The following is a 12,384-nucleotide window of genomic DNA, read 5'->3' as shown; positions in this document are numbered from 1 at the left end:
ACACCGTCGGCGACGGATGCACTTCACGCCGCGCGTAGCGCTGCTATCGACAGGCAAGATGCTACAGCGTGCCAAACCGGATGGCGGATACGGAACTTTCTGCTTCCGGGAGGGCGATTTCGGTCAGGTGGGTCGCCGCCTGCTATCCTATGATGAAATACATCCCAGCACGGACGTGCTTCCACCGGAGATCGACGGACATGGCTTCCTTCAGGCCCAAATACATTACCTTCGACTGCTACGGGACGTTGACCTTTTTTCAGATGGCGGAAGCGGCGCGCGATCTTTATGGCAGCCGGCTCGACGAGCCGCGCATGCAGGAGTTCATCAAGAACTTCGCGGCCTATCGGCTCGACGAGATCATGGGCGACTGGAAGCCCTATGCCGATGTCGTTCATAACGCGCTCGAGCGCGCCTGCAAGCGCAACGGCGTTGCCTTCAACGCCGAAGATGCTGGGATGGTCTACGAGCGCGTCCCGACCTGGGGGCCTCACGCTGACGTTCCGGCCGGCCTGGCGAAGGTCGCCAAGGAGATTCCGCTGGTCATCCTGTCCAACGCCATGAACGCGCAGATCATGTCCAATGTCGAGAAACTCGGCGCGCCGTTCCATGCCGTCTACACGGCCGAGCAGGCGCAGGCTTACAAGCCACGTTTCAAGGCCTTCGAATACATGTTCGACAGGTTGGGTTGCGGCCCGGAGGATATCCTTCACTGCTCGTCATCGTTCCGCTACGACCTGATGTCGGCACACGATCTCGGCATCAAGAACAAGGTCTGGGTCAATCGTGGCCACGAACCGGCCAACCCGTACTATGGCTATGTCGAGATATCGGACATTTCGGGTCTTGCAGGCGTGGTCGGTCTCTGAAACAGGCGGATCGCCAATGAAGTTCGTCTCCTACTGGCACGACACCGCTCCGGTCTTTTCCGGCGGGGCGCAAGGCCCGCTCGACGGGCACTACGATGCCGCCATCATCGGCGGCGGCTTCACGGGTCTGGCCGCCGCGCGCCAGCTGGCGAAGGCCGGTGCCAAGGTGGCCGTGCTGGAGGCGGAGCGGGTGGGCTGGGGCGCATCCGGGCGCAATGGCGGGCACCTCAACAACGGCCTCGCCCACGGCTATCTCTCGGCCAAGGCGGAACTCGGCAAGGAGCGAGCAATCGCGCTCTACCGGGCGCTCGACGACTCCGTCGACACCATCGAGGCGCTGGTCGCCGAGGAAGGCATCGACTGTAACTTCCGCCGTGCTGGCAAGCTGAAGCTTGCCTCCAAGCCGCAGCATTTTGAAGCGATCGCGCGCAACTTCGAAGCCCTCCATGCCGAAGTGGATCCTGATACGGCGCTGCTGTCGGCGGCGGATCTCAAGTCCGAGATCGGCTCACCCTTCCACGGCGCGATGCTGTCGAAAAAGAGCGCGATGATGCATATGGGCCGTTATGTGGCCGGCCTGGCCACTTCAGCCGTTCGTCACGGCGCTACCATCCACGAAAACGCGGCGGTGACCGACCGCAAGCAGGCCGGCAAGCGGCATGAGCTCACCACTTCCCGAGGCCAGATCAGCGCCGACAATGTGCTGGTGGCGACCGGCGCCTACACCACGCCTGACTTCGGCTACTTCCGCCGCAGGATCATCTCCGTTGGCAGCTTCATCATCGCCACGCGGCCGTTGAGCGACGCCGAGATCGCCGAGACCATGCCGGGCAACCGGACATGCGTGACCTCGATGAACATCGGCAATTACTTCCGGCTTTCGCCTGACAGGCGCCTGATCTTCGGTGGCCGCGCACGCTTCTCGGCGACATCGGACCAGCGCTCCGACGCCAGGAGCGGAGAGATCTTGCGGGCAGGCCTCGCGGCGATCTTCCCTCAGCTCGCCAAGGTCGAGATCGATTATTGCTGGGGCGGGCTGGTCGACATGACCAAGGATCGCTTCCCACGCGCCGGCTATCATGACGGGGTCTGGTACGCGATGGGCTATTCCGGCCACGGTGCGCAGCTCTCCACCCATCTCGGCATGATCCTGGCCGATGCCATGCTCGGCCGCGAAGATCGCAATCCGATGAAGGGGCTCGAGTGGCCGTCCATTCCCGGTTACTCCGGCAAACCCTGGTTCCTGCCGATGGTCGGCCTCTACTACAAGGCGCTCGATCGGGTGAGATAGGCGGTAGGCAGTAGGCAGTAGGCAGTAGGCAGCAGGGCGGTGTCTCCCAATTCCCTACTGCCTAGTCCCTACTGCCTATTCCCATGTGGAACGTTTTCATTTCGAGATACTCCTCGATGCCGGCCTGCGCGCCCTCTCGGCCGAGGCCGGACAGCTTGACGCCGCCGAAGGGGGCGACCTCGATCGAGACCGAGCCGGTGTTGAGACCCACCATGCCGAACTCCAGCGCCTCGCCCACGCGCCAGGCGCGTTTCAGGTTTTCGGTGTAGAAGTAGGAAGCAAGCCCGTAGGGCGTGGCATTGGCCAGCGCGATCGCTTCCTCTTCCGTCTCGAACCGGAAAAGCGGCGCGACCGGACCGAACGTTTCCTCACCGGCAAGCTGCATGTCTTTGGTGGCGCCGGTCAGCACCAGCGGCGCGACATACTGAGGACCGTCGGGCAATGCGGGCTTCTCGGTGACAATCGCCGCACCTTTGGCGAGTGCGTCCTCGACATGGCGGTTGATCTTCTCGACCGCCGCCATATTGATCATCGGTCCGATGGCGACGCCGGGCTGCGTGCCCGGCCCCACCGTCATGGCGTTGACGCGCGCGGAAAGCTTCGCGGCGAAGGTTTCATAGACACCGGCCTGGACGAGGATGCGGTTGGCGCAGACGCAGGTCTGGCCGCCATTGCGGAACTTGGAGACCAGCGCGCCCTCGATGGCGAGGTCGAGATCGGCGTCGTCGAAGACGATGAAGGGTGCATTGCCGCCGAGTTCGAGGCTGAGCCGCTTCACGCTGTCGGCCGCCCCGCGCATCAGCAGCGAACCGACACGCGTCGATCCGGTGAAGGAGATCTTGCGAACGGTCTCGTTCGCCATGATCTCGTTGCCGATCTCGGTCGGCATACCGGTGACGATGTTGATGACGCCGGCGGGGATGCCGGCGCGCTCGGCAAGCACGCCGAGCGCCAGCGCCGAATAGGGCGTGAATTCGGATGGTTTGATCACCACCGTGCAGCCGGCGGCCAATGCCGGCGCGACCTTGCGGGTGATCATCGCATTGGGAAAGTTCCACGGCGTGATGATGCCGCAAACGCCTACCGGCTCCTTCTGCACGATGATGCGCCGGTCTGGCGTGGGCGAAGGGATGGTGTGGCCATTGATGCGGCGAGCCTCCTCCGCGAACCATTTGACGAAGGAAGCGCCATAGCGGATCTCGCCTTTGGCCTCGTCCAGCGGCTTGCCCTGTTCCGTCGTCAGGATTAGCGCGAGATCGTCCAGATGCGCCAGCATCAAGCCATGCCAGGCTTCCAGGAGACCAGCGCGCTCGGCGTTGGTCTTCTTCTTCCAGTCGGCATAGGCGGAAGCCGCGGCCTCGATGGCGGCGTGGGTCTCCGGACCGGCCATGTCGGGGACCGTGCCGATCGCCACCTGGGTTGCTGGATCGATGACATCGACTGTCCTGCCGGAGCCGGCCGCGACCCATTCGCCGCCAATCAGGCCAGCTTGGCGGAAGAGACTTTTGTTTTTCAGGTTCTTCATCGGAAATGACCTTGCAATCAGGTGAGTGCCGCGACGATGGCGGCGGTGATGGCTTTCGTGCTGTCCTTGCCGGGAGTTGTTCCGATGCCGCGCGCGGTTGTCGCTTCGACCGCTTGCATGACCCGGCCGGCGGCGGCCGTTTCGCCGAGATGTTCGAGCATCATGGCGCCGGACCAGATGGCGGCGATCGGGTTGGCGATGCCGAGATGGGCGATGTCGGGCGCCGAGCCGTGCACGGGCTCGAACATGGAGGGCGCCGAGCGGCCGGGATTGATGTTGGCCGAGGCGGCGTAGCCGAGCCCGCCCTGGATCGCCGCGCCGATGTCGGTGAGGATATCGCCAAACAGGTTGGAGGCGACGACCACGTCTAGGCTCTCCGGCGCCATGATCATGCGCGCGGCGAGCGCATCGACATGATAGCTGGTCACGGCGACGTCCGGATAATCCGCGGCCAGCTTTCGCGTGATCTCGTCCCAGAACACCATCGAATATTTCTGCGCGTTGGACTTGGTGACGGAAGCCAGCTTGCCCCGACGCGACCGCGCCTGCTCGAAGCCGAAGCGCAGGATGCGCTCGACGCCAGCGCGGGTGAAGATCGAGGTCTCCACGGCGACCTCGTCCAGCGTGCCCTGATGCACGCGCCCGCCGGCACCCGAATATTCGCCTTCGGTGTTCTCGCGGATGCACAATATGTCGAAATTTTCTGCCCGCAGCGGCCCCGTGACGCCCGGCAGCAGGCGGTGCGGCCGGATGTTGGCATATTGCACGAAGGCCTTGCGGATCGGCAGCAACAGGCCGTGCAGCGAAACGGAATCCGGCACCTGCGCCGGCCAGCCGACGGCGCCGAGAAGGATGGCGTCGAAGCCGCGCAAGGTCTCGATGCCGTCCTGCGGCATCATGCGGCCAGTCTCCTTGTAGAATTTGCAGGACCAGGGGAACTCGGTTCCGGTCAAGCCAAAGCCAGATTGGTTGGCTGCGGCCTCCAGCACCGTCCAGGCTGCGGCGGTCACATCGTGGCCGATACCGTCACCGGGGATCGTAGCGATCGAATAGGATTTCATCGGCATCTCTCTAGAGGCTGATCAGGACGCTTTTGGTCCTGCGGTTGGCGAGATAGACCTCGCGGCCGAGGTCCTTGCCGATGCCGGAGCGCTTGTAGCCGCCGGTCGGCAGGATATGGTCACGCGAGCGGCTGTAGCGGTTGACCCAGACGGTGCCCGCTTCAAGCCTGCGCGCGAAGCGGATCGTGCGAGACAGGTCTGATGTGAACAGGCCGGACGCCAGCCCGTAGGTCGGATGGGAAGACAGCGCCAGCGCCTCTTCCTCGGTCTCGAAGGTCTGGATGGTCAGGACCGGGCCGAAGATTTCCTCGACGATCGCCGGATTGGCCTGATCGACATCGGCGATCAGCGTCGGCTGGTAGAAATAGCCTGGGCTGTCCATGACGCCGCCGCCGGTCAGGCATTCGCCGCCGGCCTCGATCGCGGCCTGCACGATGCTGTCGACACGCGCCCGCTGCCGCTCTGAGATGATTGGCGAATATTGGGTCGCGTCGTCCCAAGTCGGGCCTGGCCGCACCGCCTTCATCTTCTCCATGATCGCGGCCGTCAGCCTGTTGGCTACGCTGCTCTCGACGATCAGGCGCGTGCCGGCCACGCAGGCTTGGCCGGCGTTGAAGGTGACGCTGCCGGCGATGGCCGTCGCCGCCTTGTCCAGATCGGCATCGGCAAAGACGATCTGCGGGCTCTTGCCGCCAAGTTCCAGCGTCATCGGCTTGACGCCGGTGCGGGCGACGTTCTCCATGATGGCCGAGCCGGCGCGGGTCGAGCCGGTGAAGCTGATCTTGGCGACCTCGGCATGGCCGGTCAGCGCCGTGCCGGTCGTCGGACCGTCTCCCAGCACCACGTTTATGAGCCCCGCCGGCAAGCCTGCTTTGACGGCGAGTTGCGCCATATAGACTGCCGAGAGGGGCGTCATTTCCGACGGCTTCAGCACGACCGCATTGCCCGCGGCCAATGCCGGGCCAAGCTTCCATCCGGCCATCGAGATGGGAAAATTCCAGGGCGTGATCGCGCCGACCACGCCATAGGGCTCGCTCATGATCATGCCGAGCGTGGCGTCGTCGGTCGGCACGAGCTCGCTGCCTTCCTTGTCGGCGAATTCGGCAAAGAAGCGGATCTGCTCGGCGGTTATCGCGATGTCGCCGGCAACGAGCTGGCCGACAGGCCGGGTGGAGGACAGCGCCTCGATCCTGGCCAACGTTTCGGCTTCCGCTTCGATCAGGTCGGCCCAGGCCTGGAGCGCCTTCGTCCGTTCGCGCGGCCGAACGCCACCCCAGTTGCTGGACTTCAGCGCCGCCTTGGCGCTTTCCACGGCACGCCCGATCATATCGACGCCGGCCACGGGGCAAGCGGCGTATACCTTGCCGTCCGACGGTCGGCGCATCTCGATAGCACCCTCGGCCGCGATGAGCTCGCCGCCAATGAAATGGCCGCCGGGAAGGGATACGGTATCCGGGTCGAAGCTCAGGCCCATGGCACCCACTCTGGACTATTCTGCAGGAGCCTAGCGCGGGCAGCAGCGCAGCATGCACCGTTCGGCGATCGGTCGCGGATGATTGTTGTGTGCCGGCGATGACAGACGGCAAAATCTGTTGCGGAGACCGGCGCCTCCGCGCTCCCGTTACCCTACGGTTACGTAGATCTTGCGTACCGTTTCGATGGTCTTCCAAATCCCGGTGAAGCCGGGTTTCATCACGAAGCTGTCGCCGGCGCGGTAGGTCACCGGCTTGCCGCCGTCGGGCGTGATTTCGATCACGCCCGAGAGGATGTGGCAGAACTCGAAAGTCTCGCCCTTGATCGATCGCGTTTCGCCGGGCGTCGCCTCCCAGACGCCGGTATGGACGAGGTCGTCCTTGGCGACATCCTGCGCCCAGGTTTTGAAGGCGGGGTTGCCGGCAATCAGCCGTTCAGGCAGCGCCGCGGATTCGCGCGGCGGAAAGCCAGGGTTGGTATCGACGGTCTTGAGCAGGGACAAGGGATGGCCTTTCATTTTGGACTTCAATAGCCGCGCGAGCGGTCGACGAGCCCGATCGGGTCGAGCCCGGCGCGGTGGCGTCGGATGTTTTCGATGACGGTCCGCGCAGCGGTCACAGGTTGGGTGACGCTGGCGACATGCGGGGTCAGGATGACCTTTTGATGCGACCAGAACGGATGGCCTGCGGGCAGCGGTTCGGGATCGGTGACGTCGATCATCGCCGCCGAAAGGTGGCCGCTGTCGAGCGCGGCGACAAGGGCTTCTTGACAAAGCTGCGGCCCCCGGCCGGTATGGACGAGCGCCGCGCCCTTGGGCAGCTTCGCAAACAGATCGGCATCGAGGAAACCGCGCGTGTCCTCGGTCAGCGGCAGCAGGCAGATCAGTATGTCGCTGGCCGCGAGCATCTCCTCCAGCCCAAGCTCGCCATGATGACAGGTCACCCCCTCGATCTGCCGCGGCGAACGGCTCCATCCAGCGAGTGGAAAGCCGAAGGGCTTCAGCCGGTCGAGGACGGCTTGGCCGAGCTGCCCGAGGCCGAGCACGCCGAGCCGGCGCGACCCAGCCTGCAACTGGGGGATGTCGCGCCATTCGCCGGCGCGCTGCTGCGCCAGATATCCCGGCAGATTGCGATGCAGGGCGAGCACGGCAAGCGTCACATACTCCTGCATCATGCGCACGATGCCTTCCTCGACCGTACGCACGATCTTCACGTTCGCAGGCACCGCATCGAAGCGGAACTGGTCCACTCCGGCGCCAATGGAAAACAGGATCTCCAGCTTGCTGTAGCGGGCGAGGTCTTCTGGCGCTGTCCAGGTAATGAGATAGCGCACGGCGTCGGGATCGACCGTTGCGGCATCCATCGTGAAGGGGATATCAGGCAGTTCCTTGGCGAAGGCATCGGCGAAGATCGCCCCGCGCTGCGCATCGGAACTGAACAGGAATGTCATTCCGGCTCCCCTTCAAGCCGCGCAGTGGGCGCCCAGCGCCTCGACCAATCGCTGGCAGGCGGTGAGTTCGCTGGTGAGAATGTACTCATCCGGCTTGTGGGCGCGGGCGATGTCGCCGGGGCCGCAGATGATCGCATCGAACCCGGCGGCCTGGTAAAGCCCGGCCTCCGTGCCGTAGCTGACGGCGGCAAGCGGCACCTCGCCTGTCAACTCGCGCAGCAGTCCCGCAAGCGGCGCGCCTGGCGGCAGCGACATCGCTGGATAGGCGCTCATCGGTGTCCACTCGATGCGAAAGCCATCGGCCACAAGGGCCTCTGCCCGCGCCTTTACAGGCGCCAGCAGGCTCGCCGGGTCGATGCCAGGTATGGCGCGTGCCTCAAGGTCCAGCGTACAGGTGTCGGGGATGATGTTGACCTGATGTCCGCCCGCCACCACGCCCGCCTGCAGCGAGGAGTAGGGTGGCTCGAAGGCAGGGTCGAACGGACCGTTCATCAGCCGATCGGCTTCGCTCACAGCGGCGCTCAGCGCACCGGCCATGGCGTGGATGGCGTTGAGGCCGAGATCGGGCCGCGAGGAATGGCCGGAGCGCCCGCTGATGATCACGCGAGCGGCCGCCTTGCCCTTGTGGCCGCGCACGGCGCGCAGGCCGCTCGGCTCGCCGACGATGACGCCGAGCGGCTTGGCGCAAAGCTCGTGAAGGCGGGCGATCAGATGCGGCACGCCGCGGCACCCTACCTCCTCGTCATAGGAGAAGGCGAGGTGGATTGGCCTGGCAAGGCGCTGTCCCGCCAGCATGGGCACGGCCGCGAGCGTCGCGGCAAGAAACCCCTTCATGTCCGTGGTGCCACGTCCATAGAGCCGCTCGCCCTCCCGGCGCAACGCGAAAGGGTTCGAACTCCATTGCGGCTCACTGGCGGGGACGACGTCCATGTGGCCGGACAGGATGTAACCCGGGACATCGGCGGGGCCGATCGTCGCGAAAAGATTGAAACGGTCGCCTTCCGGCCCTGGCAGCAGGGTCACCTGCATGCTGTGTTCAGCAAGATAGGTCTCGATCCAGCCGGCGATGTCACCGTTCGGCCTGCCGGCGACCGATGGAAAGGTGACGAGACGGTCGAGGATGTCGAAGACGTCCATTCCAGCCCTCAAGCATTTCGGGTTCGCCGGGATCGGTGCCGTCGACCATACTTCCAACATTGCCGGAAAGGATGTGCGCGTTCTGACGCGATTGCGTGCCGAAAGCGAAAGTGTTTCAGTTGAATCTTGCGTTGCTGCGCAGCTTTCGAGCAAATCGTTCCGATCTGCTCGTTCTAGCGTTACGGGGCAGGGCCGGCCATCGGTGCGCCGCGCTCTAATGCGGTATCTTTCAGGGGCATGGAATTGAAGCCGTCCGGAAGCTTGAAAATCGACACCTTCTCGATGCGCATCGACGACATCGAAGGTGTCGAGCTGGACCGTTTGCACGCACTCTCGCTCTCCGTGGGATGGCCGCATCGCGCCGAAGACTGGCAATTCCTGCGCCAATCGGGACAAGGCCTCGTGGCGCTCGATGAGATCGGCCGGGTTCTCGGTTCCGCCATGTGGTTCACGCATGGCGCCGACTTCGCGACCGTGGGCATGGTCATCACCTCGCCGCGGCTCCAGACGCTGGGGGCGGGACAATGGCTGATGAAGCGGATCTTCGACAGACTAGTCGGACATGACTTGCGCCTCAATGCAACCCGTGCGGCAAGGCGGCTCTATCTCTCGCTCGACTTCCAGCCTGAGAAGACCGTTTATCAATGCCAGGGCACCGCCCGCATGCAGACGAAGGAGAGGCCGGCAAATATTCGAGGCGATGTCCGGGCTTTGGACGCAAATGATATTCCCGCCGTGATTGCGCTCGATGCGACAGGCTTCGGCGTGAGGCGGGCGGCGCTCATCGAAAGGCTTTTCGCACACTCGGCCGGCTATGGTCTTTTCAAGGGCGATAGGCTGACCGCTTTCGCGCTCTGTCGGCCGTTTGGACGGGGCCATGTCGTGGGGCCGGTCGTGGCGGAAAGCGACGCCGACGCCGTGGCGATAGTGCGGCCGCACGTAGCCGACCATTCGGGGTCTTTCCTGCGGATCGACACCCACATGGACCATGGCGAGTTCGCTGCCTTTCTGTCGCACAGCGGAATGCCGGTTTTCGACACGGTGCTCACCATGTCGCTGGGCAAACGCCTCTCCGATTTTGCCGTCGGCGCCGCGGTTGCACCGATAACCTATGCACTCGCCAGTCAAACTCTCGGATAGTGCATTCCAGGACGCGGGCCGTGGGCGCGCCGTCCAACGCTGCAAGTGCAAAAAATCGCCGATTGGTCCCGATAGTTGATGAACCCTCGAATATTTTTGCGGCGATTTTCCCTTTTGCGTTAATTTGCGGTTGCCCCCCTCGAGGTGACAATCGGGCCAGGAGGGCGTTCAGTTCTTACTGTCAGTCAGAAAATTGCCGCGCTTGCGCTTTTCCGTCCGTCTTGCCTTCGCGCGGTCCATTGGGATTGTCGACGCCTTCTTGCGCCAACGTTTACGGAGGGCGCGGATGCAGCGCCGGTCTGGTTAGGTCCAGCCTAAGCCGAACGACTGAAAATCATAATTTGTGCAGCGCACCCAGCGTGCTTTGCTCCATCGTCGGCTGAGAAAAGAAAAAATGAACAGGCGACAGGCTTCGGCGATGCGTCGGAGCGGGATTTGGTCGGGCGCGGACAACGCCCGACCTCAAAAAACAGGGGAACGTGATGAAGACGATAATCTCGAAGTTTCGCCGGGCCGCGCTTGTGGCCGGGATTGCCCTCAGCGCCATATCGGTGAGCCTCCACGCCGAAGCTGGCAGCTTGAAACTGGGCATGACGACCTGGGTAGGATACGGGCCGCTCTTCCTTGCCCGTGACATGGGCTACTTCAAGGAAGGTGGGCTCGATGTCTCGCTCGAAATCATCGAGGAAGCATCGCTGTACATGGCGGCTGTTGCCGCCGGCGAGCTCGACGGCAGCGCCTCGACCATCGACGAGATCATGAAGTATCGTTCGAAGGATGTCTGCTTCAAGTCGGTCTATGCGCTGGATGACAGCCATGGCGGCGATGGCGTTCTCGCGCCCAGCGGGATCAAGAGCGTCGCCGACCTCAAGGGCATGGACGTTGCGCTGAACGAAGGCTCGGTGTCGCAGTTCTGGTTCAATATCCTGCTCAAGCAGGCCGGTCTCACCCAGGCCGATGTGAAGATCACCAACATGACGGCGGACGATGCCGCCGCCGCCTTCATGGCCGACCGCATTCCTGTTGCCGTCACCTGGGAACCGCATCTGACGCTGGCCAAGAAGGAAAACAAGGGACAGGTGCTGATCGACTCCTCGAAGACGCCGGGCTTGATCGTCGATGTGGTGGCGCTCAACTGCGACTACATCACGAAGAACCCCAAGGATGTCGAGGCGCTGGTGAAGGGCCTCTATAAGGCCAACGAGTTCATCAAGGAGAATCCGGAGAAGGCCTATGAGGTGATGGCCAAGGGCGTCGGCGGCTGGCTGAAGGAGCCGAAGGACTTCGCCTCCTCGGCCGCGGGCGTGAACTTCTACGGCAAGGCGCGCAATGCCGAATTCTTCGCCGGTGGCGAGACTGGCGAAGCCGGCAAACTGATCAAGCTGGGCGGCGATATCTGGGGCGGTTTCGGCAAGCTCAAGATGGACATCAAGTACGACGACCTCATCGATACGTCCTTCCTTGCTAAGTAAATTGGCCTTGTGAAGTAACTTGACCTTGCAAAGTTGATTTGGCTGAACCGGAGGCGGACCTCGCGCCTCCGGTCCAAGCGGCCCAAAAAGGTATCCCGTGACACTAGCACCGAACACGAGCTCTCTGGTCAGCAATGGCGTGACCGCGAGAGTGGAAGAAGGTCAGGCCGGTCGATCCGTCCTGAAAGTCATCGCCACACCGTTTCGGGCTGTGCCGCGCTCTCTCTCCATCACGCTGGGCTTCATGGTCTGGATCGCCGTCATCGGCGGCTGGTTCGCGTTGACCTATTCCGGAGCGGTCAAGGAAATGTTCCTGCCTCGCCCCGAATCCGTGTTGACCACCACCATCAGGATGGCCGCCGACGGGTCGCTGTGGGAGCATGTGTTCGCCAGCGTCCAGGTGGTGTTGATCGGCTTTGTCATTTCGAGCATCGTTGCGGTGCCGCTTGGATTGACGATGGGCACTTACCGCATCGTCCAGGCCGTGCTCGAACCGTTGGTCAATTTCATCCGCTATCTGCCGGTGACGTCCTTCGTGCCGCTTTTCATCCTGTGGATCGGCATCGGCATCGAGCAGCGCGTTGCCGTCATCGTCTTCGGCGTCTTCTTCCAGCAGCTCGTCATGATCGCCGACAGCGCCCGCAGCGTCCAGCGCGACCTGGTCAACGCAGCCTATACGCTCGGGACCAAACGAAGCGACACGGTCTTCCACATCGTCTTTCCGGCCACGCTTCCGAATGTGCTGGATGTGCTGCGCGTCACCATGGGCTGGGCCTGGACCTATCTCGTCGTGGCCGAACTCGTCGCCGCCCGCAGCGGGCTTGGCTACATCTCGCTCAAGGCCATGCGCGGCTTCCAGGTCGACGTGATCTTCATGGCCATCGCCATGATCGGCATCCTTGGTCTTTGCACCGACCAATTGTTCCGGGGCATTCGCCGCCTCGTCGCCCCCTGGGCCAATTGAGGA

The 12,384-nt window shown here is 63.5% G+C and carries 11 protein-coding genes; 5 read left to right on the top strand and 6 right to left on the bottom strand.

Features of this window, described 5'->3' with window-relative positions; translation table 11 throughout:
• Positions 1-200 precede the first annotated feature (200 nt).
• Both EB235_RS29480 and EB235_RS29475 read left to right on the top strand, forming a co-directional pair.
• Positions 201-869 carry a haloacid dehalogenase type II gene (locus EB235_RS29480; RefSeq protein WP_027033873.1) on the top strand — a complete coding sequence of 223 codons (669 nt, stop codon included), beginning with the start codon at positions 201-203 and terminating at the stop codon, positions 867-869.
• A gap of 16 nt (positions 870-885) precedes the next feature.
• A complete protein-coding gene (locus EB235_RS29475; protein ID WP_027033874.1) occupies positions 886-2,160 on the top strand; it encodes an NAD(P)/FAD-dependent oxidoreductase in 1,275 nt (424 codons plus the stop codon).
• 61 nt (positions 2,161-2,221) lie between these two features.
• On the opposite strand, the gene EB235_RS29470 is transcribed toward EB235_RS29475, so the two are convergent.
• From EB235_RS29470 to argE, 6 genes are all read right to left on the bottom strand, one after another.
• Positions 2,222-3,685, bottom strand: coding sequence for an NAD-dependent succinate-semialdehyde dehydrogenase (locus tag EB235_RS29470; protein ID WP_027033875.1), 1,464 nt, complete (start codon positions 3,683-3,685; stop codon positions 2,222-2,224).
• 17 nt (positions 3,686-3,702) lie between these two features.
• Positions 3,703-4,746, bottom strand: a complete 1,044-nt coding sequence (locus EB235_RS29465; protein WP_027033876.1) for a tartrate dehydrogenase — start codon at positions 4,744-4,746, stop codon at positions 3,703-3,705.
• Positions 4,747-4,756: 10 nt separating this feature from the next.
• Positions 4,757-6,220, bottom strand: coding sequence for an aldehyde dehydrogenase family protein (locus EB235_RS29460; protein ID WP_027033877.1), 1,464 nt, complete (start codon positions 6,218-6,220; stop codon positions 4,757-4,759).
• 147 nt (positions 6,221-6,367) lie between these two features.
• Positions 6,368-6,721 (bottom strand): cupin domain-containing protein, encoded by a 354-nt coding sequence (locus tag EB235_RS29455; RefSeq protein WP_027033878.1) that lies wholly within the window; start codon positions 6,719-6,721, stop codon positions 6,368-6,370.
• A gap of 23 nt (positions 6,722-6,744) precedes the next feature.
• Positions 6,745-7,668 (bottom strand): 2-hydroxyacid dehydrogenase, encoded by a 924-nt coding sequence (locus tag EB235_RS29450; RefSeq protein WP_027033879.1) that lies wholly within the window; start codon positions 7,666-7,668, stop codon positions 6,745-6,747.
• A gap of 12 nt (positions 7,669-7,680) precedes the next feature.
• A complete protein-coding gene (gene argE, locus EB235_RS29445) occupies positions 7,681-8,805 on the bottom strand; it encodes an acetylornithine deacetylase (RefSeq protein ID WP_027033880.1) in 1,125 nt (374 codons plus the stop codon).
• A 237-nt stretch (positions 8,806-9,042) separates the two neighbouring features.
• Here argE and EB235_RS29440 point away from each other — a divergent pair, with 237 nt between their 5' ends.
• The 3 genes from EB235_RS29440 to EB235_RS29430 all read left to right on the top strand — a co-directional run bounded on the left by EB235_RS29440 (position 9,043) and on the right by EB235_RS29430 (position 12,381).
• Positions 9,043-9,945 carry a GNAT family N-acetyltransferase gene (locus tag EB235_RS29440; protein ID WP_027033881.1) on the top strand — a complete coding sequence of 301 codons (903 nt, stop codon included), beginning with the start codon at positions 9,043-9,045 and terminating at the stop codon, positions 9,943-9,945.
• A 482-nt stretch (positions 9,946-10,427) separates the two neighbouring features.
• Entirely contained in the window at positions 10,428-11,417 is a 990-nt protein-coding gene (locus EB235_RS29435; RefSeq protein ID WP_080680966.1) for an ABC transporter substrate-binding protein, read from the top strand.
• Positions 11,418-11,556: 139 nt separating this feature from the next.
• Positions 11,557-12,381, top strand: coding sequence for an ABC transporter permease (locus EB235_RS29430; protein ID WP_245268919.1), 825 nt, complete (start codon positions 11,557-11,559; stop codon positions 12,379-12,381).
• Positions 12,382-12,384: the final 3 nt, after the last annotated feature.

It is taken from the genome of Mesorhizobium loti R88b (genome assembly GCF_013170845.1).
GTDB lineage: Bacteria > Pseudomonadota > Alphaproteobacteria > Rhizobiales > Rhizobiaceae > Mesorhizobium > Mesorhizobium loti_B.
This window is presented reverse-complemented; position numbering and strand designations above follow the sequence as displayed.

Bases quoted from the DNA above. Each gene is read 5' to 3' on its own strand.
- EB235_RS29480 (WP_027033873.1), top strand. From the start codon at position 201: ATGGCTTCCTTCAGGCCCAAATACATTACCTTCGACTGCTACGGGACG.
- EB235_RS29475 (WP_027033874.1), top strand. From the start codon at position 886: ATGAAGTTCGTCTCCTACTGGCACGACACCGCTCCGGTCTTTTCCGGC.
- EB235_RS29470 (WP_027033875.1), bottom strand. From the start codon at position 3,685: ATGAAGAACCTGAAAAACAAAAGTCTCTTCCGCCAAGCTGGCCTGATT.
- EB235_RS29465 (WP_027033876.1), bottom strand. From the start codon at position 4,746: ATGAAATCCTATTCGATCGCTACGATCCCCGGTGACGGTATCGGCCAC.
- EB235_RS29460 (WP_027033877.1), bottom strand. From the start codon at position 6,220: ATGGGCCTGAGCTTCGACCCGGATACCGTATCCCTTCCCGGCGGCCAT.
- EB235_RS29450 (WP_027033879.1), bottom strand. From the start codon at position 7,668: ATGACATTCCTGTTCAGTTCCGATGCGCAGCGCGGGGCGATCTTCGCC.
- argE (WP_027033880.1), bottom strand. From the start codon at position 8,805: ATGGACGTCTTCGACATCCTCGACCGTCTCGTCACCTTTCCATCGGTC.
- EB235_RS29440 (WP_027033881.1), top strand. From the start codon at position 9,043: ATGGAATTGAAGCCGTCCGGAAGCTTGAAAATCGACACCTTCTCGATG.
- EB235_RS29435 (WP_080680966.1), top strand. From the start codon at position 10,428: ATGAAGACGATAATCTCGAAGTTTCGCCGGGCCGCGCTTGTGGCCGGG.